Below are 25413 nucleotides of genomic sequence, written 5' to 3' on the forward strand. Positions count from 1 at the left end.
GGCTCAAGCCCCTTGCCCTAAGCTTTTTTCCGCTGCACGTTGAACACGGCGCTGGCGCGAACAATGCGTTCGTCGTCTTTCATAATGAAGGCGTTCACGAACGCTACGGCCTCGCCAATCAGCTGAATATCGGTATGTACCTCCAGCCAGTCGCCCACTTTGGAGTTGCCTACAAAGTCGGTCGACAGGCTGACGGTCACAAGCGGTACGGGTGGTTTTTGCGAGAAAGCAGCGGCGTAGCCCATCGCCACGTCGACCAGAGTGGTGTAGACGCCTGTGTGGGCAAAGCCGCGTCCGTTCACGTGCTTATCGAGCACCATCATGCCGATAATCAGTTCATCACCGACGTGTTGACTGTATAAAGGGCCTGCCGTTTCCAGGAACGGGCTAGTACGAAAAATAGGCTCGAAGCCTTCCGGGATGTCCATAAAGAGCAATTTCAAGCCAATTTACAACGAGCGGTACAATTTTTAATGGAGTGGGTGTGTCTGATAGCGCCACTGCACCCATGGCCATCAAGCCTGCTCAGCTTAAGAACATGGTAACCAACTGATCACATGGACCAGATCACCCGCACCACTTTCCCCTGTACGCCAATGGTCTGGAAATATTCGAGCCAGTGGAGCTGCTGCGGACCCAGATGGTCAGTAGGGGATTTCACTTCTACGAAGCTATACTCTCCGGCTTCGTTCCAGATCAGCAGATCGGGGAAACCGCGTGTGTGCTCGCGGACGTTACGGGCCATTTCAAGCAAAATCAGTCGTAACTGTTCCATATCCAGCAGGTCAATAATCTGATTGACGAGGCCCAGTAGCTCGTCATTCCAGTCGACCAGCACATTGGTGATACCGTATTTGGCATTGTAGGTACGTCCCACATGCCGCCGCCACTCGTCTTTGCTGGACAGCTCGGTTAACCGTTTTTTTAATAATTCTTCGCGACGGACGTAGAAATCGGGTAGGTAAAAGTCGGACGGAGCGCGTTGCAAGGGGTGGTGGATAGCGGCTACATTGGCGTCGTAGATCACATCCCAGAATACCAGTCCAAACAGCCCGCGCCAGGGATAATTTTCGGTAAAAGCAGCGTCGTACCCTTCCTCCAGATAATAATTCATGACGCCGGCCTCAACGTGGTGCCGGTAGGCCGCCGGAATGTCGACGCTTTCGGCATCGGACAAAAACCGCGTGGTGGCTTTCCGGGTACGTTTTTTGGCCGCTGTACCCAGAATTTTCTCCCGAAAATCGTTGGCGAAATACCGTTCTTCAGCGTTCTGTGGCGTGACGGCAATCTCATCGATCAGCGCCAGGGCTTCATCGACCAGCCCGTTTTTGACTAGCAGACGTACCCGACGTTCGCGGGCAGGTACGTGGTCAGACAACTCGTATACCGCCAGCGCCTGGTCAGGCAGTTTTTGCCGCTCCAGGTACGCACCAACGCGACACACCAGCTTCTGGTAGCCCGGAAAAGCGATCTCTGTTAATTCGGGGCGTGTTTCGTTCCAGTTTAGAAACCAGTTGTAAATGGCTTCGGGTGGCGTTTCAGCTTCTTTCTGTTCGTAAAATGCTTCGTTGGTGAGCGAGATAAGCAGCTTATCTTCCACCTCCTTACGCGTACGAAACCGGGCCGTCATCTTGCTTTCGTCGTGTTGCTCGAAGTTCATCATACCCATATCGCGCATCACGAACTCGGTCATGTCAGACCCGCGATTGCCGAAAAACAGGAATTTGACCATCATTACCTCCGCCTCGAAATTTACCTTGACAACCGTTTCGCGCGTGGTGAGGCTGGTCACGATCTCACCAAAATCCAGTTCATTGAGGGCGTACCGAACGATGTCTTCTTTTTTCAGCTGTTTCAGCGCACGAATTTCATCGGGTTCCAGCGGGAGCAGGTCCATCAGGTCGGGCTTCGTAAAAACGTCGAGGGCTTCATGGCCCATTCCTTCGTGGCGGGCTTGTAGCCGGTCAATGAAGCCAGTAGTGAGCAGCTCACCCAGGGCGGCCGGTAGGTCGTTTATTTCGCGGTAATTGAGTTTATTGGCCCGAAAGAATACACCTTTGCGATTACTCACCCGCACATATAGACATTGTGCATCGACGCTTAGGGCATCAAATCGGTCCAGAAAATCGGTTTCGGCTTCGCTGAGCAGCCCGCCATAGAGCCGCCGCACAAAGTCGAGTACGTACCGGAAATTGTGCCAGTAGTAGCGGGGTTGAAGAATGACTTTTTGCATCTCTTGAAAGAGTTTACCGTTTACTGTCTTCTGTTTTCAGTTGCTTCGCCGATTTAAGCAACACGCCTTGGCGAAGCAACTGAAAACAGAAGACAGTAAACAGTAAACTGTATTTCTTTAACAAAATTCGTCCCCTTTATGTCCCCATTCGACGTGTTGGCGGCCCTGAAACAACGGGATCTGGTCACTGATAAACAGGCCGACGCGCTGGCTGACTTTGAACGGCAGCGCCCCGTTTCGCTGCACCATGAATTGAGGGCTGCGCTCTACGTGGGTATACTCTTGTTAACGGGAGGGTTGGGGCTGCTGATCTATGAACATTACGACGAGATTGGCGATGTAGCCATTGTTGGTGGCATGGCCGCTTTGTGCCTCATCGCCTTTGTCTATGCCTGGAAAAACCGCCCGCCATTTTCGTCCGAAGCCGCGCGAAACCGGTCTGTTTTCGGTGATTATGCCCTGCTGCTGTCGTGTTTACTGTTCCTCTCGCTGGAAGGCTACGCGCAGTACCGGTTCAACCTGTTTGGGGCGCGCTACGGGCTGGTCACGTTCCTGCCGGCGGTGCTGTTTCTAGGCATAGCCTACCGGTTCGATCACCGGGGCGTGCTGGGCATGGGGCTTACCGCGCTGGCGTCGTGGGTGGGTGTAACTGTTCGGCCGCTGGAGCTCCGGCTACGGACCAATTTTTTCGACGAAACTACCGTGTTGGCGGCTATTGGGCTAGGTACGTTGTTGATCGGGGGGGCGCTTTTGCTGGAACAGCGCCGTGTAAAAGCTCATTTTACGTACACTATCGTAACCTTCGCCGGTAACCTGTTGCTGCTGGCTCTGCTGGCGGGTGTATTCAATTTCGATGGGCGACGCTGGTTCTATGGCATACCCTTGTTTGCCGTTTGTGCTGCCTTCGACTGGCTATCGCGCCGCGAACAGGTATTTCTCTATCGACTGATGGGCGTGGTCTATACGTATATCGGGGCAACGTATCTTCTCTTCCGGTTGCTCGACGGCATGAATTACCCGGCGGAAGTATACCTGATCTATTTCATCGTCACGGGTACTGCTGCTGTCTTTTATCTGATCAATAGCGCTCGCAAACGTACCTAAATCTGTCTTGACGGCGTTCATGGCGTCTGCCATAGATCCTGTCAGAAAAAATCTATGAAAGCCTACAATTTGACCTGGCTCGAAGAGCGCGATATTCGGCAGCAGGCCGATCGCTGGCACATCCAGCGCGTACTGACCGATCCGCAAATCGAGACGATCAGGAGGACATACCCGGTCCGGTTCAAGCAAACCGGCACCGCGCTCGAAATCGGCTCTTTCGTCTTCACACTGCTGGCAGCCCTGGCACTCTACGGGCTGGTCAGTATCACGTTCGACACCAACTCGAAAGGATCGGGGCTTGTCTCGCTGATTATGGCTGGCGGCACCTTTGCCACGGCGGTATTTGCTATCCGGGCGAACCAGTTTTACCGTAACGGTATAGACAATGCCTTGTGGCTGGTATCGGCACTGTCGGCGGTTTGGGGGCTTGTGTTGCTTTTTTTTCAGCGAAACGAGGCTTTCCCCCCTTTTTGGGAAGTATGTCTTATTGCCTTCCCCATCCTACTGGCCTATATCATTTACACCGGCGATACCATCCTGACCTATTTTGCCCTCACGGCCTTGTACGGGCTCATTTTTGATGGCCTCCTCGACATTAAGTGGGGACAGTCGGCGCTACCCTTTGTGCTGATGGGCGCATCGGCGGCCTTGTTCGGGCTTGTAACCTGGCTGGGCAGATCAGCAGTCAATTCGGTTTATTACAGCGATGTGTTCACGTTGGTACAATGGGTGTCGCTGCTGATTGGTATGGCCGCTGGAAACTATTACGTTGTGCGCGAACTGAATGCTTTGTTGCTCCCTACCCGCTACATCAACTCACCTGAAATAGGCCTGCCGGGTTTGTTCTGGACCACTACGTTCATGATACCAGCTGTTTACGGAATCGTCGGTTTTCGGCAGCGCAATCGTATGCTACTGATCGTGGCGGCGCTGGGTGTTGCAGGGGCTATGGCAACAGTGTATCACTATGTGGGTACGTGGCCGCTATCGGTTACGCTGGCCTTACACGGCAGCGTAGTAATAGGGCTGGCGATGCTGCTGATTCGTTACCTGAATACACCGAAACGTGGTTTTACCGATGCCATCGACGAAGAGCCGCCACTTGAATTGCTCAAACACGTGGGTTTGTTAACCACTTTGCAGGGAACAGCCAACGCACAAAATCAACCAACGGGACCGCGCTTCGGCGGTGGCGATTTCAGTGGGGGTGGGGCCGGAGACGGCTATTGATGGACCACTCTAGCCGGTAGCGTCAAATAGGATAGTTTGGCTTTTGTATTGCCTGATAGCGGTAAATGACCGCTAAGCTAGCCCGTTGCCTCTAATTAATACAAATCCTATAGAATTAATAGGTAATATTTGTGTATTCTTTCCGATGCTCTTTCATAGCCTGGGTCATAACGATACTAATTAGCTGATGCAGTCAGGGTTCTCGAGTAACTAGCCAGTGTCATGTTACGCATGGCACATAAGTTACACCACCCCAAATGAGCTGGAATTGACCCTATACTTGATCAGCTCATTAAAATATACTGCCCATTCGTTGCTCATCACTAATTAATTAATGAGCCGTAGTCGATAGCAGCATTGCCCTGTTGACTAAATAAAAGGAGTAGTTTATTGGTTATTTTTTCACAGTATGAGCAAACATATTTTAGAAAACGATATACGATCGCTAATCATGTATAGTATTCTACCTAGTCTTTATCAACGCCCTTATTCATGAAATAACCGGGTGTGTACTAATTTTCTATGGCGCTATTAACCCATAAAATTGATTCAATTCAAGCCTTGAGAGCCATTGCTGTTATCCTGGTCGTCTATACCCATTCTATTGATTATTCAGCTGATATTTTCGGTACCTCCAGGCAGGCTTCATTCTATTATCTGGCCAACTGGGGGGCCATTGGTCTCGACTTATTTTTTGTGATCAGTGGCTTTATAATGACCAGAATAATTAAATCGTATCAACACAATGATGGCTGGAGACTGTTTGCGGGGAAACGTGCTCTCCGCATTGTGCCGCTTTATTGGGGAATCTCGTTGATAGCGGGTCTGTTGATCATGAGGACGTACCCCATCAGGTTTGCCACAATCCTTAAAACAGTAGTGTTCTTTCCAATCGTTGAGTCAACATTCGAATTTCCAATAATAGGCGTTGGCTGGTCATTAAGTTATGAGATCTATTTTTATTCACTTATCACAATTCTTTTATTGATTAACGTAAAAAAAATAGAGTTATCTGTATTCTTTTTACTTATACTCCTATCACTGGTTGGTGTACTCTCTGACTCGCCCGTTGTGCTCATTCGTTTTCTTACCAGTCCGCTCTTGTTTGAATTCGCGTTGGGCATTGGCTGCGGATTGATTTATGATAAACTCCCTGTAACCAGTACGTTATGCAGATGGAGCGGATTGCTATTTATGGTAGGCCTGCTGGGTATGGTCTCTTCTGTCTTCTGGCAGTACGGTGATCTGTCAGAGGCTGGTTCCGTTACGCAAAGCAATTATCTCGCTTACCTGAGAGGTATAATCTGGGGAATACCTTGTGCCCTGTTCCTTTTAGGCTCAACTTTAGCAGAGCGTACTTATTCCTTTTCCATACCGTCTAGTCTAGTCCGGATTGGCGACGCATCGTACGCCAATTACTTACTTCACGGACTGCTGATTAGTTTTGGACGTACAACATTTCTGAAATTAAATTTAAGCGCAGATAGCTATATTTTATTCCTTGTGGTGTTCTGTACAGTCGGTAGCCTTTTCGTGTATCAATTTGTAGAGAAGCCAATGACGAAGAAGCTGACAACTTATTTCTTTCCTAAAAGGCTGGGCATCGCCCGTCTGGCGAGCTGAAACCGGGTGGCTATACTTTGGGAGAGCAGCGGTTATCGTTCCCTACTTCCCCATTGATAAGCCACGTATACAAGGTAGGCCACTATGGCAAACTGGATTTGCCAGGTACGTTGCTGTAATAAGGTGTAGGTAGCGAACGTCGTTTTTTCAGATTCCCACAGGGTAGCCGCTTCCCGCGATACGATAGTGAGAAATGGAACCAGTGAAAACCCCAGCGCAATCGTGAGCCTATTGCCCATTGCACTGCTGAAACCGGTTACTGCCTGCTTGCTGGCAAAGAAAAGAAAGCCTACCGACACGCTTAGCAGGACCCACAGTCGCCATTTGCCGATGGCCAGGTACGTATCGAATACCTGAATGGCGGTTAGCTCATCTGGCAGAAAAAAGGCAAGGCAACCACAACCTCCGGCAATGGCTGCCAGAAAGAGAAGATCACGAAATTCGTGACTCATCCTATTGAATATCAATCAGTTTTCTGATCAGGCGGTCTTGCAGCACAAAAACGGAGTGGCTTTCCATATTGATGGTTTCGCCAGCCGCCAGGTCGTTGTAATCAACGGCGAGCGTAGCCGTGTAGTCGATCTTTACACTAATTACGTCGTCGGCCACGGTCCGGTCGCGGAGGGTCTGCTCCCGCTGACTGAACAACTGAGCCGCTTTCTCCGCTTGCTCCCGGAAGGCAGTTTTTCCGGTCAGGGTCATCACTGGATGCCCATTGGTCAGGTGTTCAAAAATGACGTCATCGGCCAGGCAGGCCATCATGCCATCAATATCTTTGCGGTTGTACGCGTCAACATAAGCGACGACTGTCTGTACGTTCGCTTCTTCAATACCAGTCATGCAGGTGAAACTTCAGTTTGGTAATTTGATACCGAAATAGGGGAATTTTAAGCAAACTATCACACAATTAACCACCCCACGTTTGGATTCGCGTACTTTTGGGCCGAAATACAAACCAGAAATAACCTTCTGACGCTCCATGCAGACCGTAGACTCCTACAATTTTGCCGGTAAAAAAGCCCTTGTTCGGGTAGACTTCAACGTACCGCTCGACAAAGAATATACCATTACCGACGACACCCGGATCAAAGCGACGATTCCTACGATCACCAAAATTCTGGCCGATGGTGGCTCTGCCATCCTGATGTCGCACCTGGGTCGCCCGAAAGATGGTCCTACGGAGAAATATTCGCTAAAACACCTGATTCCCACGCTGTCGGAAACGTTTGGCCGCGAGGTGAAATTTGCCGACGACTGCATTGGCGAACAGGCAACCGAGCTGGCGGCCAGCCTGAAACCCGGCGAACTGCTGCTGCTCGAAAACCTGCGTTTCTACAAAGAGGAAGAAAAAGGCGACGTGGCTTTTGCCGAAAAACTGTCGAAGCTGGGTGATGTCTGGGTGAACGACGCCTTCGGAACGGCTCACCGTGCCCACGCCTCTACCGCCGTTATTGGCCAGTTCTTTCAGGATCGGGTATGTGGGTACGTGATGCTGGCCGAAATCGAGAATGCTGATAAACTACTGAACAACGCTGAGCATCCGTTCACAGCGATCATGGGCGGAGCCAAGATCTCCGACAAGATCCTGATCATCGAACGCCTGCTCGATACCGTCGACACGCTCATCATTGGTGGTGGCATGACGTATACCTTCACGAAAGCCCAGGGTGGCCAGATCGGTAAATCGCTGCTCGAAGCCGACAAGCAGGAACTGGCGCTGGAGATCCTGAAAAAAGCAGAAGCCAAAGGCGTGAAGATCGTGATGCCCGTTGACAACGTTTGTGCTGATGCATTCTCGAATGAGGCTAACCGTCAGATCGTCGCTACGGGCCAGATTCCCGACGGCTGGGAAGGGCTCGACATCGGTCCTGAATCGGTTGAACTGTTCAAAGAGATCGTAGCCAACTCAAAAACTATCCTCTGGAACGGACCGATGGGTGTGTTTGAATTTCCCAACTTCGCAACGGGCACCAACGCCATTGCCGAAGCGGTAGTGAAAGCCACAGAAGAAAACGGCGCGTTCTCGCTTATTGGCGGCGGAGACTCCGCTTCAGCCATTAACAACGCGGGCTACGGCGATCGGGTCAGCTACGTGTCAACCGGCGGCGGTGCCCTGCTCGAATACATGGAAGGCAAAGTGCTGCCCGGCGTAGCAGCCTTGCAGTAAAAGTGCATCTTCCGTCAATGACTATTCAGGTATAGATATTGACGGAAGATGTTTTTTTAAATACTTGAAAGCTTTTTTTCTGCGAGCAACAGTAAACAGGTATCGATCATTATTTTTCATAATTACATACAATCTATCTGGTATAATGAAAAGATAATTTCTCCTACTAACTTTCTTGATGTCTGAAAAATTTAAAGTGATATGTGGTATAAGATTATTATTACAAGGTACTAATATATGGAATTGATCAGGATGACAAGGGAATGAAGTATATTCCATACTTGATTCAGTAAAGTTCATTCGCCCCCTAACATATGTTTCAAATAAGATGGGCCAGAAAGAACCTTTAATCACCACTCTCGATGAAACGTTTAGTGTATCAAAAGTTTTTTCATTTTTAGACCAAGCCAATTCAAACGTAAATATTGATAGTGTTAGCAATATTATTTTCTTCATCATGTTTTAAGCTGAAAATTTAATTTTAAGTTGAAAGCTTGATTTCAAAAAGTAGGAACGATCAAACTTTCAACTTATTTTCCTTAACAAGATCCAATATCAAAAAACCCAAAAATAGTCTGATATGGTGGTGACTGACCATAATTCCAAACCTGCCAACAGTCATCATTTGCTACAGATATTACACCGCCAACTGCACCTGCTCCACCAAACCATAAAGCCATACCAACTGTAAAAGCCGCTGCACCAGCTACCAATGTAACAGCTAAAGCCGCGATAACAACGACTGCAACGGCAAAGACTGCAATTGTAACAATAGCATTTACAATAGAACAGAACCAACACCGACCACTTTTCTGAAACTGGTTAGCAAGAGCCTCAACGTTGTCTGCATTAGTGCTCAGGCTAATAGTAGTTTTGTATAGAATGTCTTTTTCTGAATTGCTCAATGATATGTCTTTGTGAATCGACTCTTCATAGATGGCAAGTGCTTTTTTTAAATCTTCGGATCCATCAACGGTGTCTTTTGATTTAATTTTATTAATACCTTGAACCATATCCGAAAAAGATTTTTTAAAATTACCTGATATTTTAGACTGGTCGAGCTTTGAATACATATCCTTTAGAACGTCTTTCGCTGTCTCTATTTCGCCCCTACTATTCCTCCTATTAGACTGTCCTAATAATCGGCTTATATCGTCACGTTTCAGAATAGATATTGCCTCGTTATCATCGGCATAGTTTCTCTGGACTTCGTCTTTGTAAATAGCTGCCAAGCTAGAGATGGATGTTGTACTGCCCAATTTAATTGAATAATATAATGCTTTTGAAGCGTTGTAAGACTTATCCTGCACATTGCTTTCGTTTAAAATATTGTCAGGTGCTGAACATGAAAACACAATGATTAATATAATTAAATACTGTTAGATTTACTTAACGGTAAATACTTATTGATTTTCATATGATATAGTTGTTTGGATCGGGGCACAAACCCAGCCAGTAGGTACGTTCGGAAAGACGACATACACCGGGGAAATCGCCGCGCAGGCCCAGCATATCGTTCATCAATTGAAAATGCAGATGCGGTGGCCAGTCGCCATTTTCGGGGTAGGGGCCAAGCTCGGCCAGCTTTTCGCCCGCTTTTACTTTTTTTCCTTCATATAGACCATCCAGCGAGGCCCGTGACAGATGCCCATACAGGCTGTAGCGCGGAAACCCCTCGGTCTGATGTTCCAGAATAATGGTGGGGCCGTAGTCGGCGTAACGGGCGTTATCGGCGAAGCTGTGCACCTCGCCATCGACCGGCACAAACACCGGCGTACCGGCCTCAGCCCAGAAATCAACGCCCAGGTGAATGGTGCGGGGCTCCTCATCGGTGGGTGTAAAATGGCCACTATCCCGGTAAATGACCCGGTTTTCGTTGTAACCACCCACGCCCACTACCGCTCCGGCTGCGCGTAATTTGCCCGCTACGTACCTGGCAAACGTTTCCGTGTCGGTCAGGTCGAGCATAGCCAGATCGGGGTTGCTGGCGGTAAAATCGAGCCCTACAAACGGGTCCTGAGCAAAATCGAAGGGGAGTAAACGCATAATTGACGAAGGGAATAGGACAGGTGCTTTTCATGTCTGCCTGAATTAGTTGACAAAAAAACGGCCTAAATGATTATTCCGTGCCGCTTCTGGACTTTCTAGTCAGATCAGCCTCATTAATACCTTGTTTTGCTGATTGGCGTACCTGAACTTTACGCCTGTCGAATGACCCGTTTTAACTCTGATTATCGCATGAAAATTACTGTAGTAGGAGCCGGAGCCGTGGGGGCTACCTGTGCCGATAACATTATCCGCCGCGAACTGGCCGAAGAGGTTGTATTGCTAGACATCAAAGAAGGGCTTAGCGAAGGTAAAGCCCTGGATATGTTCCAGACAGCCACCCTGTGTGGGTTTGATACCAAAATCACGGGTAGCACCAACGATTACGCCAAAACGGCTGGTTCGGGCGTGGTGGTGATCACGTCGGGCATTCCGCGTAAGCCAGGCATGACCCGCGAAGAACTGATCGGTACCAATGCCAATATTGTTAAAGGCGTCACCGAAAATATCCTGAAACACTCGCCAGAGGCCATCATCATCATCGTGTCGAACCCGATGGATACCATGACCCAACTGGCGCTACAGGCATCAGGCCTCCCCAAAAACCGGATCATCGGTATGGGCGGTATTCTCGATTCAGCCCGCTTCAAGACGTACCTGTCACTGGCGCTGGACTGCCCGCCCAACGACATTCACGGAACGGTGATCGGCGGTCACGGCGACACAACCATGATTCCGCTGACTCGCCTGGCTACGCGTAATGGTGTGCCTGTAAGCCAGTTCCTTGATGCCGAAACACTACAGAAAGTGGCGGCCGATACCATGGTGGGCGGAGCTACCCTGACGAAGCTGATTGGTACGTCGGCCTGGTATGCACCAGGGGCAGCGGTGGCCGAACTGGTAGAAAGCATCGTTCGTGATCAGAAACACATCTTCCCTTGCTGCGTAGCCCTCGACGGCGAATATGGCCAGTCAGACATTTGCCTGGGCGTACCGGTTGTCATTGGTAAGACGGGCTGGGAGCAGATTATCGATTACAAACTGACGGAAGAAGAACAGGCTACGTTCAACAAATCGGCCGAGGCCGTTCGGAACATGAACGAAGTGCTGAAAACGCTCTAGATGACTCTCTGGTAAGCGATACTGGTTGGCGTACAGCCTGAGCCGTTTCCGCTACCATTTATCTGTTATCGTTAAAATGGTGAGATATACCTGTTCATATCCTTTACTGGAGTATGAACTTGTTTCATCATAGGTTAGTAATGAGAAAATACGTCGGCCCCATGGTCGACGTATTTTTTTGTAGTAAGTCGAGCGACCGTTTTTCTTTACGTTACGTCTGTTCAAACGGCCCCTATCACCATTTTTGCATGAAAAACCTACTTATTCCTGCCGCACTGTTGACCCTTTTGTCGGGTGCCGGTTGCCAAACGTCAACTAAATCAGGTGAGTCCGACAGCACGGCAGCCGCGGCCACTGAGTCAACATCTATGTCTGATACAACATCTGTCGATTACAAGTTACCCGACCCAAAAGCGTTTGAGAGTACCATCAACGGCAAGAAAACAGCCCTTTATATACTCAAAGGAGCCACTATTCAGGCGGCTATTACCAACTACGGTGCCCGCATTGTCAGCGTACTGGTTCCCGATAAAACGGGTAAACTGATCGACGTCGCCATGGGCTTCGGTAGCATTAAAGAGTATGAAAGCGATGGTGCAGAGTTCTTCGGGCCAGTTGTCGGTCGGTTTGGCAACCGCATAGGTAAAGCACAGTTTACGCTGGATGGCAAGACATATAAGACCGCTCAGAACAATAATGGAAACACATTGCACGGTGGGCCAACGGGTTTTCACCGGCAAGTGTGGGATGCCAAACAGATCGATGATAAAACGCTGCAGCTAACGTACCTGTCGAAGGACGGCGAAGGTGGTTTTCCTGGTAACGTGACCACGACGGTAACGTATTCGATCGATGGTGATAACGGCCTGAAGATTGATTACAAAGCCACGACAGACAAAGCTACGCCGTATAATCCAACCAGTCATGGCTTCTTTAACCTCAACGGGGATGGCAGCGGAACGGTCAACAATCACGTGCTGATGATTAAGGCCGACAAGTATTCGAAGGTTGATAAAGGGCTGATTCCGCAGGGCGAGCCCGCTTCGGTAGAAGGCACTCCATTCGATTTTCGGAAGCCAACGGCTGTTGGGGCCCGGGTGGATGAAAAAGATGAGCAGCTTACGTTCGGTGGCGGGTATGACCACAACTGGGTGCTGAACCACAAAATGGGCTCGCTCGATAAAGTGGTTGAAATAACTGGCGACAAATCGGGAATCAAGATGAGCGTGCTGACCACCGAACCGGCTATGCAGTTTTATGGAGGTAACTTCTTTAAGGGCACCGACAAGGGTAAATATGGTAAGGTGACCCAGTATCGTGGCGGTTTTGCGCTGGAAGCACAGCACTACCCCGATTCGCCCAATAAGCCGACCTACCCGACCACGATCCTGAAACCGGGCCAAACGTATTCGCAAACAACAGAATATACGTTTGATAAATAGGTGAACGTACCCGGATTAAAGCAATTTCACACAAAGAAGCCCATCGACATGTCGATGGGCTCCTTTGTGTGAAATTGCAGGGTTGGCCTACTTGTACGGTGATACAGCCGACTCGTGTATTATTTGTTTGGCCTCTTTTCGGCCGAATGCACGTCACGAAAAACGCCCATAATTCGACCCCAAAAGCGTTTGCCAGGCTTGTCTGTGGCTTTCGCCGTAGCGGTCGATTTAGACGATGCTACCTTGCCAGAAACGGGTTTTGTGACGGCCCGGGACTTTTGCGCGTTGGCTTTCGCAGGCTCAGAAACGGTTCGATCAACGGGTTGTTGGACACTATTGGCTACAGCGACAGATGAAACGGACGGGCCTGTCAGCAGGAAGCAAAAGAAACACGCCAGGAGTGTATTTCTGTTCATAAGTCGGCTGTTAAAGACTTTGTTGGTTAAGTAATTGCAGGTACGGTAAAGCAATCTATGACTTTTAGACGAATTAATTGACTTAAAATTGTCACTATTTTTATATTTATTTTGTTCCATAGGGTTAGTAGTTATTCGATTGGGCTACCTGGTGCTCATCATGAAATGCCTTTAAGCCAGTTATAGGCGGCTGCGAACGAAACCGTTATCTTTGCTGATACTACGATTACAATATCATGTTCGAGAACCTACAGAGTAAACTTGATAAGGCCTTCAAAACCCTGAAGGGTCAGGGCCGTATTACCGAAATCAATGTTGCCGCTACGATTAAAGAAGTACGACGCGCGCTGACAGATGCCGACGTTAACTATAAAGTAGCTAAAGACGTAACCGACCGGGTAAAGGAGAAAGCCCTTGACCGGAAAGTGCTGATTGCCGTTGAACCGGGGCAACTGTTCGTTAAGATCGTGCAGGAAGAACTGACCGACCTGATGGGCACCGAGGCCAAGCCAATCAACCTCAAAGGGGATCCTGCCGTTATCCTGATTGCGGGTTTGCAGGGATCCGGGAAAACCACGTTTTCAGGCAAGCTGGCTTCCTACATCAAAAAACAGGGCAAAGGTGTGTTGCTGGTTGCCGCCGACATTTACCGTCCTGCCGCCATTGACCAGCTAAAAGTGCTGGGCGAACAGGTTGGTGTTGAGGTATTTGCTGAACCCGAGAATAAAGACGCCGTTTCTATTGTGCAGCATGCCCTTGCCCACGCGAAGAAGACAGGCAAGAAGGTAATGATTGTGGATACGGCTGGTCGCTTGGCCGTCGACGAGGTGATGATGCAGGAGATTGAGCAGGTGAAAGCCGCCCTCAATCCAGCCGAAACCCTGTTCGTGGTTGACTCAATGACTGGTCAGGATGCGGTGAACACCGCCAAAACCTTCAACGATCGCCTCAATTTCGACGGGGTAGTGCTGACCAAACTCGACGGTGACTCGCGGGGCGGAGCGGCTTTGTCTATCCGGGCGGTGGTGAACAAGCCGATCAAGTTCATGAGTACCGGCGAGAAGATGGATGCGCTCGACGTATTCTATCCCGACCGGATGGCCAGCCGGATTTTGGGTATGGGCGACGTGATTTCGCTCGTTGAACGGGCTCAGCAGGCATTCGACGACGACGAAGCACGGCGCATCAATGCCAAGATGCGGAAGAACCAGTTCGACTTCGACGACTTCCTGAGCCAGTTGCAGCAGATCAAGAAGATGGGAAACATCAAAGATCTGATTGGCATGATTCCGGGCATGGGAAAAATGGTGAAAGATCTCGATCTGGATAACAAGTCGTTTGCGCCAATCGAAGCGATCATCAGCTCCATGACGCCGAAAGAACGGGCTCGTCCCGAACTCATCGACATGAGCCGTAAAAAGCGCATCGCCGCCGGGTCAGGCACCGATGTTCAGCAGGTGACCAACCTGTTGAAGCAATTCGACGAGATGCGGAAGATGATGAAGAAAATGAATAACATGCAATCGTCGGGCAAGCTGGCGAAGATGATGAAATAAAGCGTGAAAGGCGACAGAGCGAAAGGTTGCTTACGCGGAATCCCGTTCTTGCGTAAGCAACCTTTCGCTCTGTCGCCTTTCACGCATTCACGCTCTCGCTATTCACTCTTTCACCACATGAAGCACCTCGCCTTTCTTCTTTTTCTCGCTTTACCTGCAACGGCTCTTTGCCAGGCGTCGGTGGGGTATTATCCGTTTAATAGCTTCGGGCTGTTTACCGTCAGTACGAACCCCGAGAAGCTGGTTTGGCTGGATGGCCGGTTGCAGACCAACTCGCTGTTTGAGCAGCTGAGCACCACGTTTTGCCCGATGGTGAATGTCAGGCGTACCGAACGGGTAAACTATTACGTAGGGCCGGGGATACAGATCAATGCGTTGAATGCGGTAAATGGCGATAAAGTACTGGAAGGGTATTCCCTGCACGTTGGCGTGCGGGCCGCCCCGGTAGCCAGTCTGCCCAACCTGCGGGTGGCCTTTGAGTTATCGCCCTCGGCCCGATCTAACTTCAAGTCGGGCGTTTTTTACTCGTATCTGGGCCTGATCTGGCACTTTAAAAAAAGAGCTGATTAATAAGATCATATACGCTGGTTTTCATAAATTTTTAAGCCCGGTAACGCCACAGTCGCCGGGTTTTTTGCGTTATAGAAAACAGAGTCAACAACGTAATCAATGAACATATCAACACAACATTTACGTACTGGTCTGGCGCTTTTCGCCCTGGGTACGTTCCTGCTGACGGGTTGTAAAAAAGATCCTGTCGAGATTAATCCAACCGGTACGACAACGGCCAGCAATGGGTACGTCGACAATTGGATTTTAGCCAACATGCGGTATGCGTATTACTGGGCCGATAAAATTCCCGCTAAACCTGACACAACGCTGGCACCAGGCGATTTCTTTAACTCAATTCTGTACAAGTACAACGCCACTACGAACCCGCAGGGCGACCGTTTTTCCTGGATTCAGGAGAGCTCGGCGGAGTTAACGGCCCTGCTGAACGGGCAAACGACAACCGCAGGCTTCGATTTCAACCTGTTGCTCCGGACGCAGGGGTCAACAGACGTGATCGGCGTGGTGCTGTATGTGTTGCCCGGATCGCCAGCCGACAAAGCGGGCATGAAACGCGGTGATTATTTTTACTCGGTCAACGGGGTTAGTCTGACTACCAGCAACTACAATACGGCGTTGAACAACGGGGCTGCTACCCAGACCTACGGCTATGCCACTGTGCAAAACGGAGCCCTGGTGAACTCAACCACGACGAAAACCGTGACACCGGTCGTGTTTCAGGAGAATCCGGTTTTTAAAGATTCTGTTTACACAGATGGAACTCGTAAAATTGGCTATCTGATGTATAACCAGTTTGTGCCTGGTCCGAATAGTTCAAATTCAGCGCAATACGACGATCAGGTCAACGCTGTTTTCGGCAAGTTCAAGCAACAGGGCGTAAACGAACTGGTGCTTGATCTACGCTATAATGGCGGCGGTTCGGTGGCGTCTTCGACACAACTGGCCAGCCTGATCGTGAAAGGACTAAACGGGCAAACAAAAGTGCCTTACCTGCGAACAGAATACAATGCGCAGCTAACCAAAGACATTCTGGCTGATCCGAAGGGAGGAACAGACGCGTTTTATAACTACTTCACAGTACGGCCCAATAACATCGGTAATCAGCTTACCCGGCTTTATGTGCTGACAACGGAAAGTACCGCCTCTGCCAGTGAGTTGATTATCAATGGCCTGCGCCCATTCATGACCGTCAATACGATTGGCGAGACTACGTATGGAAAGAATGTAGGCTCGTTTACGATTACCGATACCGATAATCAGAAAAACCTGTGGGGCATGCAGCCCATTATTTTCCGCTCGTACAACAAAAACAACGAGTCGGACTACTGGAATGGCTTTACGCCGACGATTGCCGTGAATGAGTTATCCTACCAGCTCGTGCCTTTTGGCGACCTGCGGGACCCCTTGCTGGGAACGGCAATCAACCACATGAAAGGGCTCACATCGGGCGGGCGTGTAGGCACCACAGCCAACACAACAGTGGTCGGTACCTCTCTGACTCGGAAAGCAGGTGGTATGAACATGTTCATTACGCCCAAGTTCAATGTGAAATCAATCAACTAACACGCGGCGGGTTAACCGGAAGGTTCCGGTACTGGCAGTGAGCAGGTAAACGCCCGAAGGAAGAGGATGTTGTAGAAGCAGCGTTACTTCGCCTTCGGGCGTTTCGCGTTGCTGGCAGTGGATAGGCTGCCCCGTAAGGGTAGTGATCAGGTACGTTGCATCGGGTAAATTGTCGGGACGCAGCTTAATCGACCTGCCTGTAGTTGGGTTGTCGAGCAGAGTGAAGGCCGGTACGTTATTGGTCCAGGTTGCCGGTACGATTTTGCTTGTCATGACTGACCCGTCACCGTTCGTTTGGCGAATTCGGTAATAGTTTGTCCCGTTTCGTGGTGATTGGTCTGAGAATTGGTAGGTACGTTGCTCCATCGGCCCGGGCATTGGTGGTAAGGAACCAATTGATGCAAACTCCTGAGCATCAGGGCTTCGCTCGATGGTGAAAAGTGATGCTGTTTGTTGAAACGATTGCCACTTCAGCTCGATAACGTGTTTATTGACGATAGCATTGAGCTCGAGTGCCGACAGGGGGAGGGAACCGTTTATGTCGCGGATGAGAAAGTTGTCGAACTGGAAAACAGCCGCATAAACGTTGCTGGTGAGCCTGAGTTTGAAATCAGTCATGGTCTGGGTTGCGGTAAGCACCGGCAAGCCATTGAATACTTCGGTAGTGCCCACCCAAAGATCGTAGGTGTCATCGGTAAGCGTTTGAAGACCGCCACCGGGTTGCAGGTACGTGACTGTTCGGCCCGTGTTGTTCAGGACGAACGTAAGGGTCTGCTTTCCGGTGAAAACGGGGGAATCGATAGCGCCTGCCCCGCCCGCCGGCACATGGCGTACCGAGAACTGGTAGCCGGTATTCGTAAAATTGAACCCGAATCGTGCATATACGTCGGCATTGACCGGGTTCTGAACGGTATTGTCGAACCCACTGCCTACGTAGAAATCGACCACATTGTTGCCGGCGGCGGCGGTGGCAGACACCACTTCAAAATCCATCTGGATATACAGCGAACCAGGAACGGGCGACAGGTCGGTGCTGCGTGAAAAATGCCCTGATCCCGTGCCCGACGACCGGTCGAACTGAATGGTGTTGTTCGTGATTGTTGCCCCGCTTATAGCGTTGAATTGCCCTGTGCCCGGCGTGCTGCTTACATAATTCGCTGGTGTTCCACCTGCCGAAAAGTTCTGTTGAAAAAGGGTAGTTTGTGCATACAAGCCGTACGAACTCGATAGAAGCACAGACAAAAGCATAGTAAGTTTCATGGCACACGGCGGGGTAATTCGTGGCCAAGCTACTGAATTTCAGAAGACTGACAAATAGATCAGTAGGTAAAAGTCTCCGAATTGTGCTGAATCGTGACTCGCTTGCCAGAAAAAGCCTCTACATGGCCAATAATTTGAGCATCAATACCAAATGAGCGCGAAACATCGATTACAGTTTGTGCGTGTTCAGGCGCGAGGTATACTTCCAGCCGGTGACCCATATTGAATACCTTGAACATCTCCTGCCACGACGTGCCGCTTTCCTGCTGAATCAGGGTGAAGAGTGGCGGTATGGGCAACAGGTTATCTTTGATTATGTGCAGGTTATCAATAAAATGCAGCACTTTGGTCTGGGCGCCGCCCGAGCAGTGAACCATACCGTGAATCTGGCCGCGTAGTTGATCGAGCAATGTTTTTACTACGGGGGCGTAGGTACGTGTCGGCGACAAGATCAGCTTGCCTGTTGGAACGGTTTGCCCTGGCCCTACCTCAACTGGTGATTGCAGATCCAGGCTTCCACTATAAATCAGGCGGCGGTCAACGGCGGGGTCGAAGCTCTCGGGGTAACGGTCGGCCAGCCCGTGGGCCAGCACATCATGACGCGCCGAGGTGAGGCCGTTACTACCCATGCCGCCGTTGTACTCCGTTTCGTAGCTGGCCTGCCCGTAAGAAGCCAGCCCAACCACTACATCGCCGGGGCGGATCTGATCATTGCTGATGACATCGGCGCGGGGCATGCGGGCAATCACGGTACTATCCACGATCAGTGTGCGCACCAGGTCGCCTACGTCGGCCGTTTCGCCACCGGTACTGTGAATGTCAATACCGTGGTCGCGCAGCAGCTGAAGTACCTCTTCGGTGCCGTTGATCAGGGCAGCAATGACCTCACCAGGAATCAGGTTTTTGTTCCGCCCAATCGTCGATGAGAGCAGCATGGGGCCAGTGGCGCCCACACACAACAAATCGTCGGTATTCATGACAACGGCATCCTGCGCAATGCCTTTCCAGACGCTCATGTCGCCGGTTTCGCGCCAATACAGATACGCCAGCGACGATTTAGTACCCGCGCCGTCGGCGTGCATAATGGTGCAGTAAGCAGGATCACCGGCTAGCGAATCAGGTACAATTTTGCAGAAAGCCTTGGGAAACAGGCCTTTGTCGAGGCGGGCAATGGCGTTATGAACGTCTTCTTTGTCGGCAGAAACGCCCCGTTGGGCATAGCGGTCAGTCATGCCCGCAAAGATAAGGGAAGCTACGGTCTGTCGTTACGGCAGGCGCCTGTTAACGTACCTGAGCTTACGCGCAGGATACGATTAGGGCTGTCGTTGACCAATCTGTTTGTCATTGACTACGATGTCTTTCCCGCTCAATCCTCAATCCTCAGTTTACTTGCTGTTGCTCCGCTAATAACACAAGTTGCTGATTAGCGGAGCAACAGCAAACAGCAAACAGAAGACTGGTTATTCGTAACTGATGCCAGCGGCCTTACGCACATCATCGAGCAGCGTCATCAGGTTGCGACTATCGACATGGCGCCAGAGCGGACTTTCGGTGAACCCTTCGTTGAGGCAATTCATCACGTGCTGGGCTTCATAGTCGTAGCCGTGCGTGCTTCGGTCGTAGGTGTTCGTTACAGGTCCTGCATCGGGTTTTTCGAGCGTGACTACGGTCGATTCGTGGAAACGACCCTGAATACGAATGGTACCTTCAGTGCCATAAATGAGGGCCAGATTCTCGGTATTGGCCATAAACGTGCTGTTCAAAACCGCCATGGCCCCACTGGAATAGGTCAACACCATACCGCATTGCTCGTCGGCACCCGTAGGGGCCAGCGTTGCCGATGCGATGATGGTTGCGGGCATCCCGTTGATCAGGTAGCTGATGAAGAGTGGATAAATGCCGATGTCGAGCAGTGAACCGCCGCCTAACTCCTTGTTAAATAGTCGTTTGTCGGGGTCATAGTCAGCCTTGAAGCCAAAATCAGCTTTAATGGTCAACACCTTCCCGATAGCCCCTTCATCGATCCATTTTTTGGCCTGGATGATTGTCGGCATAAACCGGCTCCATAAGGCTTCCATCAGGAATGTCTGCCGGGCTTCGGCTACATCGAGCATCTGGTTGACATCGCCAATGTCCATACCAAATGGTTTCTCGCAAAGAACGGCCAACCCGCCATTCAGGCAAAGCAGTGTGTTGGCGCGGTGGTATACGTGGCGGGTGGCGATGTAAACCACATCAATGTCGTCGGCCAGTGGGAGCAGGGCTTCATACGTACCCAACGCACGGGGCAACGAACCATCGGGGCGGGGGTAATGCGCTGCAAACGCCTCGGCGCGTGCCTGGTCGGTCGAGGCAACGGCTACAAGATCAGCGTCGGGCAGCGTCATCAGATCGGTCGCAAATTTGTGGGCGATACGGCCCAGGCCCAGAATGGCCCAACGGGTTTTGGTTGACATAATTCTATTTTTAGCGCAATGAAGCGACTTTTGCGAAAGTTATTTATCGCTTAAGTAAATACAACGTTATGCGCTTTCTCCTTCTTTTCGGGTGCCTGCTGATCGCTTTCTCTACCGACGCACAGAATACAGAGCAACCTGACCCGCTACGCCCATCGGTGCGCGACAGTTCGCAGATCGCCGCTGATTCAGTCAAAACTGTTACGGACTCATTACAGGGTAAGAAGTCGGCCAGGCTGGTTTTCAAGCCAGCCTATCGATGCCGGCTAACGGCCGACGGCACGTTCACCAGCGGTAACGTCAACCGGTCGTTGTTGCAGCTTGTCAGCGCAGTCGATGTGGAGGTGAGCAGGGTCGCCAAGCTATCTACAACACCCTCGTTTGTGTTTGGCCGGCAGAGCGGACTACTGGCCGAACGCGAATATTTCGGGGATGCACGACTGACCATGTTCTATGAAAATAGATTGTATTACCTGGCGTTTGGTTCGTATGAGCGAAGCAACCTGCGACAGATTCTGAACCGGTACACGGCGGCGGCGGGCCTGGGGTTTAAACTATTGACCCATAAACGCGCCTACATGTCGATCACCGACGTGCTGATTCGCGAATACACTGATTACGTTGAATTGAGTGATGTGAACCTCTGGCGTAATTCAGCGCGCCTGTTTGGGGAATATACCTTCGGCGATGATCGGTGGAGTATCTCGCACACCGTTTATTATCAGCCTGCGCTTGGTCGGCAGGGGGGGCAGCCGCGCAATGTTCGCTGGAACGGTAGTGTCAGTGTGCAGTATAAGTTCAGCACGTACCTGAGTTTCAGAAGTACGCTGGCCAATTCGTATGAAAGTATTGTGGTACCCGGCCGGGTCAATAACGATCTCCGGGTGACGCTGGGGATGACCTACGAGCGAAAATAAACCCCGGCGGATCGCGCTATCTACCGGACGCTGAGACCAGCAATGACTAACGAGAAAGCAACAACCCGAAGCGCCCAATGCGCTTTTCGGGCGCCTATCTGCTGCTGAATACGCTTAAATTGGTCAAGCCCAACCAGTGACGAGTAGTCGATGAACGCGAGGAAATCGTAAAAAAAAAGTAAAGACCCGTAGAAGAGCAGGTAAAAACTCATAAGTGACTAACTGATACGGTTACGGTGTATTCAGGGCACGAATATAGAGCCCAGTCAAACGCCGACATTGATTGCAGGTTACGGTTATGTTAAATAAACAGATTGATTCGTTCAATGACCATACTTTCCACATCAATGCGCCTTCCAGGCTTTTCGATGGCGGAGTGCTCCGTCGCGCCGGGCCGGATAAGCGTGTAGCTTTGTGCGATGATGCGCTATCTGCTGGTTGTACTATTACTGACACAGGCTACGGCTGGCCATACCCAGGGATTTACCTGGACATCAGGCCTGCAACGCGCCTACGCCGACCTGACCAAAGGCCGCCTTCAAACGGCCCGGCAGTTGCTGGCGGCTGAGCCTGCCGGCATGAACGGGCTGCATATCTACGTGGCCGACTATGCCGATATGCTGGCTCTGCTTAGTTCAGACGATGACCGCCTGCTGGGTCAGTTAGCCGACCGTGAGTCAGAACGGTTAGACCAGCTGGATGACCTCGACGATACATCGCCGTATCAACGGTTGCTTCTGGCTGAAGTGCGGCTGCATTGGGCCTTTGTGAAACTCAAGTTCGGAAAAGAAGCGGCTGCCAGCTGGGATGTTATCAAAGCCTATAAACTGCTGGCCGAGAATCAACGGCGCTTTCCCGATTTTTTGCCAACCTATAAGTCGCTGGGCGTGCTGCGGGTCATGATCGGGTCAGTGCCCGACAGCTACGCCTGGGTGCCTCGATTGCTGGGGCTACGCGGCAACATTCGCGAAGGCCTGTCAGATTTGCAACGGGCTGGCCATGATCCGATTTTCGGCACAGAAGCCCGCCTGGCCGACTTACTGATTCGTGCCTACGTGCTGCGTTTTACCACAATCGACGAGCGCAATCTGAATCAGTTTGTGGCCGATTCGCCTGATAACCTGCTGGTTCGCTTCTTTGCTGCTACAACGGCCATGAAAAACGCGCATTCGGAACAGGCGCTAACCTGGCTGATAACACGCCCCAACGGGCCAGCCTACGTCTCGCTACCGGTGATCGAAAACCTACTGGGCGACATCTATATTCAGAAAGGCGCCTACACAACCGCGCTGGCCCATTATGAACAGTTTCTAAAGACTTACCGTGGTCAGAACCTGGTAAAAGATACCCACTATAAACGCTTTCTGTGTTATTGGCTGGCCGATGATGACGCGCACGCCCGCGCCGAGTTGCCCCAAGTGCTTCGCACGGGGCGCACCACCGTAGAGGCCGACAAAGCCGCCCAGAAAGCGGCCAGCACGTACCTGAACGCGTTTCCCTCTCAACGGCAGCGGGTACTGATGCAGGCACGGCTGGCATCTGACGGTGGTTTTCTGGATGAAGCACTGGCCATACTGAAGCCGTATGCAGAAAATACGTTCCCGACCATCCCTGAGCGGGCCGAATACCAGTATCGGCTGGGACGGATCTGTCAGAAGCAGGCCAACGTACCTGCGGCTATTCGAGCGTTTGAGCGAGCCGTTCTACTAAGCGATCCAGCGCAACTGTCGTTTGGGGCTACATCGGCGCTACAGCTTGGTTATCTGTATCAGCAACAGCACAACGTACCCAAGGCTACGCAGGCGTTCGAGAAGGCCATCAGCTACAGGCACCATGAATACAAAAACAGTGTCGACAATAAAGCCCGCGCTGCCCTGAATGAGCTAAAAAATAGCCAATAGCCGATTGGATTAGCCAGACTGGTCAGGTACGTTGCCTAAGGCAATTCAACGCGACAACCATTTTTTATCCCTGCCCTTCCCGGCTTTTCGCTACAATTTCCCGGGCTTCTTCCAAGTCATCTCCCTCTGGCTGGGGGGTATGCTCAATGCGCTTGGGGTCGGGATTATAGGTCAACGATACCAGGATCGGGAAATGATCGGAGCCGCAGGCGGGCAGTCGGCGTAAGGTACGAAGCCGGAAATGGTGCGAGACAAAGACATGGTCGAGTGGCCAGCGAAGAAAGAAATAGCCCGCATGGAATGTGCTGTATAAGCCCCGGCCAATGCGGGGGTCGAATAAACCACTGATTCGCTGGAATAAACGTGTGGTGTGCGACCAGGCCACATCGTTCAGGTCACCGGCTACCATCACTGGCCCTGTTTGCTGGCGGGCTTCCCGGCCAATCAGCACCAGCTCGGCGTCGCGTTCAGTGGAGCGGTAGTGTTCTGTTGGGCTGGGTGGTTGCGGATGGACACCATAAAAATGGAGCGTTTTGCCCGATTGCATGACCAGTTGAACATAAATTGATGGGATATCGTCTTCGACCAGAAAACGCAGTTCCTGGTGCTTGAATGGCAGCCTTGAGTAAAACAACATACCGTATGTGTTCTCCTGCGGATACAGGATCCGGTGTGGATACTCGGTCTCGAGGGCGGCCAGTTGCTGTTTCCAGCGAGCATTTGCCTCAAGCACCATAATCAGGTCGGGCTGATGTTTCTGGACCAGGCTAAGCACCTTCGGGCATTGCGTGTTGGTCATCAGCACGTTGGCGGTCAGTAAGGTTATCGTGTTTGGGTCGGCCTGTTTCTGCCCTTTCCTGCCTTTCGGGTAGCGTTGGCGAATGACCTGCCTCGGATGCAGGTAGGTGTATGGCCAGAAAAGCCAGCTCTGGTATAGAAGTGCGGCCGTTAGTCCGGCTGGAGCCAGCCAGTGGGGCCAACTGTATGCCTGCACAAAAACGGCCCAGCCAACCAGGCCGATGGCCGCCAGCGCCGCCAGTTGTGTGTGCGGGAAATCCCAGATACGTACCCACCAGTATTCGATTCGTAGCAGATGAATAAAGGAAAGAACTGTGATCAGCAGTCCATAGAGCAGCCAGCCCCACTCAGTTGTTGTCATGCCAAACTAAACCACAGTTTTAGCCTTGCGGTTTTTACGATGAGCAATTATCAGTTCACTGTCTGCTGGTAATTCGTCATCGATCGCCGATCGTTGAGTAAAAACTTAGGCACCAACACCCTACATGCCTGTAAAGTCCGTTATTTCGCAGTAAATGAAAGTAGGAATTATCATGGGTAGCATTTCCGACCGTCCGGTAATGCAGGAAGCCGCCGATGCACTGACGGAATTAGGCGTTGCCTGGGAGATGGACATTGTCTCGGCCCACCGCACACCGGAAAAAATGCTCGACTACGCCAAATCGGCCCGCGAGCGGGGTTTACGCGTGATTGTGGCAGGTGCTGGTGGGGCTGCCCACCTGCCTGGCATGGTGGCCTCGCTCACCGTGCTACCGGTTATCGGCGTTCCGGTTAAATCGAGCAACTCTATTGACGGATGGGATTCTGTGTTGTCTATCCTACAGATGCCAGGTGGCGTACCTGTGGCAACAGTAGCCCTCAATGGAGCCAAAAATGCGGGCATCCTGGCGGCCCAAATCATTGCCACGGCCGACGAAGCGGTGGCCCGGCGTTTGGCCGAGTACAAAGAAGAATTGAAAGAGAAAGTGGCTCAGATGAGTGAGCAGTTGAAATGATCTGATTATACGAC

The 25413-nt window shown here is 51.0% G+C and carries 24 protein-coding genes; 12 read left to right on the forward strand and 12 right to left on the reverse strand.

What is annotated here, in order from left to right:
* Positions 1-17: 17 nt before the first annotated feature.
* Positions 18-428 (reverse strand): PaaI family thioesterase, encoded by a 411-nt coding sequence (locus tag ACAW75_RS14820; RefSeq protein ID WP_370729508.1) that lies wholly within the window; start codon positions 426-428, stop codon positions 18-20.
* A 125-nt stretch (positions 429-553) separates the two neighbouring features.
* Positions 554-2233: a VRR-NUC domain-containing protein gene (locus tag ACAW75_RS14825; protein WP_370729509.1), complete on the reverse strand. Its 1680-nt coding sequence runs from the start codon at positions 2231-2233 to the stop codon at positions 554-556.
* A 138-nt stretch (positions 2234-2371) separates the two neighbouring features.
* Between ACAW75_RS14825 and ACAW75_RS14830 the strand changes: the two genes are divergently transcribed.
* From ACAW75_RS14830 to ACAW75_RS14840, 3 genes are all read left to right on the forward strand, one after another.
* Complete coding sequence (locus ACAW75_RS14830; protein ID WP_370729510.1) at positions 2372-3337, forward strand: DUF2157 domain-containing protein; 966 nt, start codon at positions 2372-2374, stop codon at positions 3335-3337.
* A 54-nt stretch (positions 3338-3391) separates the two neighbouring features.
* Entirely contained in the window at positions 3392-4567 is a 1176-nt protein-coding gene (locus ACAW75_RS14835) for a hypothetical protein (protein ID WP_370729511.1), read from the forward strand.
* A 522-nt stretch (positions 4568-5089) separates the two neighbouring features.
* Positions 5090-6190 carry an acyltransferase family protein gene (locus tag ACAW75_RS14840; RefSeq protein WP_370729512.1) on the forward strand — a complete coding sequence of 367 codons (1101 nt, stop codon included), beginning with the start codon at positions 5090-5092 and terminating at the stop codon, positions 6188-6190.
* Between the two features lie 32 nt (positions 6191-6222).
* On the opposite strand, the gene ACAW75_RS14845 is transcribed toward ACAW75_RS14840, so the two are convergent.
* Entirely contained in the window at positions 6223-6642 is a 420-nt protein-coding gene (locus tag ACAW75_RS14845) for a hypothetical protein (RefSeq protein WP_370729513.1), read from the reverse strand.
* A gap of 1 nt (position 6643) precedes the next feature.
* Positions 6644-7030, reverse strand: coding sequence for a nuclear transport factor 2 family protein (locus ACAW75_RS14850; protein ID WP_370729514.1), 387 nt, complete (start codon positions 7028-7030; stop codon positions 6644-6646).
* Between the two features lie 139 nt (positions 7031-7169).
* Here ACAW75_RS14850 and ACAW75_RS14855 point away from each other — a divergent pair, with 139 nt between their 5' ends.
* Complete coding sequence (locus ACAW75_RS14855) at positions 7170-8357, forward strand: phosphoglycerate kinase (RefSeq protein ID WP_370729515.1); 1188 nt, start codon at positions 7170-7172, stop codon at positions 8355-8357.
* 539 nt (positions 8358-8896) lie between these two features.
* On the opposite strand, the gene ACAW75_RS14860 is transcribed toward ACAW75_RS14855, so the two are convergent.
* Positions 8897-9589, reverse strand: coding sequence for a hypothetical protein (locus tag ACAW75_RS14860; RefSeq protein WP_370729516.1), 693 nt, complete (start codon positions 9587-9589; stop codon positions 8897-8899).
* 181 nt (positions 9590-9770) lie between these two features.
* Positions 9771-10403, reverse strand: coding sequence for a peptidoglycan DD-metalloendopeptidase family protein (locus ACAW75_RS14865; RefSeq protein WP_370729517.1), 633 nt, complete (start codon positions 10401-10403; stop codon positions 9771-9773).
* Positions 10404-10595: 192 nt separating this feature from the next.
* Between ACAW75_RS14865 and mdh the strand changes: the two genes are divergently transcribed.
* Positions 10596-11525, forward strand: a complete 930-nt coding sequence (gene mdh / locus ACAW75_RS14870; RefSeq protein ID WP_370729518.1) for a malate dehydrogenase — start codon at positions 10596-10598, stop codon at positions 11523-11525.
* A 248-nt stretch (positions 11526-11773) separates the two neighbouring features.
* A complete protein-coding gene (locus ACAW75_RS14875; protein WP_370729519.1) occupies positions 11774-12967 on the forward strand; it encodes an aldose epimerase family protein in 1194 nt (397 codons plus the stop codon).
* Positions 12968-13086: 119 nt separating this feature from the next.
* Here the strand turns inward: ACAW75_RS14875 and ACAW75_RS14880 are convergent, their stop codons facing one another.
* The gene (locus ACAW75_RS14880; RefSeq protein WP_370729520.1) at positions 13087-13503 is read right to left on the reverse strand and encodes a hypothetical protein; all 417 of its coding nucleotides are present in this window, start codon (positions 13501-13503) and stop codon (positions 13087-13089) included.
* Positions 13504-13619: 116 nt separating this feature from the next.
* On the opposite strand from ACAW75_RS14880, the gene ffh reads away from it, so the two are divergent.
* From ffh to ACAW75_RS14895, 3 genes are all read left to right on the forward strand, one after another.
* Positions 13620-14939, forward strand: coding sequence for a signal recognition particle protein (gene ffh, locus ACAW75_RS14885; RefSeq protein WP_370729521.1), 1320 nt, complete (start codon positions 13620-13622; stop codon positions 14937-14939).
* A 117-nt stretch (positions 14940-15056) separates the two neighbouring features.
* Entirely contained in the window at positions 15057-15509 is a 453-nt protein-coding gene (locus ACAW75_RS14890; RefSeq protein ID WP_370729522.1) for a hypothetical protein, read from the forward strand.
* 99 nt (positions 15510-15608) lie between these two features.
* Complete coding sequence (locus tag ACAW75_RS14895) at positions 15609-17072, forward strand: S41 family peptidase (protein WP_370729523.1); 1464 nt, start codon at positions 15609-15611, stop codon at positions 17070-17072.
* Here ACAW75_RS14895 and ACAW75_RS14900 read toward each other — a convergent pair.
* The 3 genes from ACAW75_RS14900 to ACAW75_RS14910 form a co-directional block, all read right to left on the reverse strand.
* Positions 17061-18332: a T9SS type A sorting domain-containing protein gene (locus tag ACAW75_RS14900; protein WP_370729524.1), complete on the reverse strand. Its 1272-nt coding sequence runs from the start codon at positions 18330-18332 to the stop codon at positions 17061-17063. The genes ACAW75_RS14895 and ACAW75_RS14900 overlap by 12 nt on opposite strands.
* A gap of 59 nt (positions 18333-18391) precedes the next feature.
* On the reverse strand, positions 18392-19564 hold the full coding sequence (locus ACAW75_RS14905; RefSeq protein WP_370729525.1) for an AIR synthase related protein: 1173 nt from the start codon (positions 19562-19564) through the stop codon (positions 18392-18394).
* Positions 19565-19792: 228 nt separating this feature from the next.
* A complete protein-coding gene (locus ACAW75_RS14910; RefSeq protein WP_370729526.1) occupies positions 19793-20788 on the reverse strand; it encodes a Gfo/Idh/MocA family protein in 996 nt (331 codons plus the stop codon).
* 68 nt (positions 20789-20856) lie between these two features.
* Between ACAW75_RS14910 and ACAW75_RS14915 the strand changes: the two genes are divergently transcribed.
* Positions 20857-21705, forward strand: coding sequence for a DUF481 domain-containing protein (locus ACAW75_RS14915; RefSeq protein WP_370729527.1), 849 nt, complete (start codon positions 20857-20859; stop codon positions 21703-21705).
* 20 nt (positions 21706-21725) lie between these two features.
* Here the strand turns inward: ACAW75_RS14915 and ACAW75_RS14920 are convergent, their stop codons facing one another.
* Entirely contained in the window at positions 21726-21917 is a 192-nt protein-coding gene (locus ACAW75_RS14920; RefSeq protein ID WP_370729528.1) for a hypothetical protein, read from the reverse strand.
* A 207-nt stretch (positions 21918-22124) separates the two neighbouring features.
* Here ACAW75_RS14920 and ACAW75_RS14925 point away from each other — a divergent pair, with 207 nt between their 5' ends.
* Positions 22125-23606 (forward strand): tetratricopeptide repeat protein, encoded by a 1482-nt coding sequence (locus tag ACAW75_RS14925; protein WP_370729529.1) that lies wholly within the window; start codon positions 22125-22127, stop codon positions 23604-23606.
* 64 nt (positions 23607-23670) lie between these two features.
* On the opposite strand, the gene ACAW75_RS14930 is transcribed toward ACAW75_RS14925, so the two are convergent.
* Positions 23671-24765 (reverse strand): endonuclease/exonuclease/phosphatase family protein, encoded by a 1095-nt coding sequence (locus ACAW75_RS14930; RefSeq protein ID WP_370729530.1) that lies wholly within the window; start codon positions 24763-24765, stop codon positions 23671-23673.
* A 154-nt stretch (positions 24766-24919) separates the two neighbouring features.
* Here ACAW75_RS14930 and purE point away from each other — a divergent pair, with 154 nt between their 5' ends.
* Positions 24920-25399 (forward strand): 5-(carboxyamino)imidazole ribonucleotide mutase, encoded by a 480-nt coding sequence (gene purE / locus ACAW75_RS14935; RefSeq protein WP_370729531.1) that lies wholly within the window; start codon positions 24920-24922, stop codon positions 25397-25399.
* Positions 25400-25413 lie beyond the last annotated feature (14 nt).

Origin of the sequence: Fibrella arboris (genome assembly GCF_041321095.1) — a bacterium.
In the GTDB taxonomy this organism is placed as follows: Bacteria; Bacteroidota; Bacteroidia; order Cytophagales; family Spirosomataceae; genus Fibrella; species Fibrella arboris.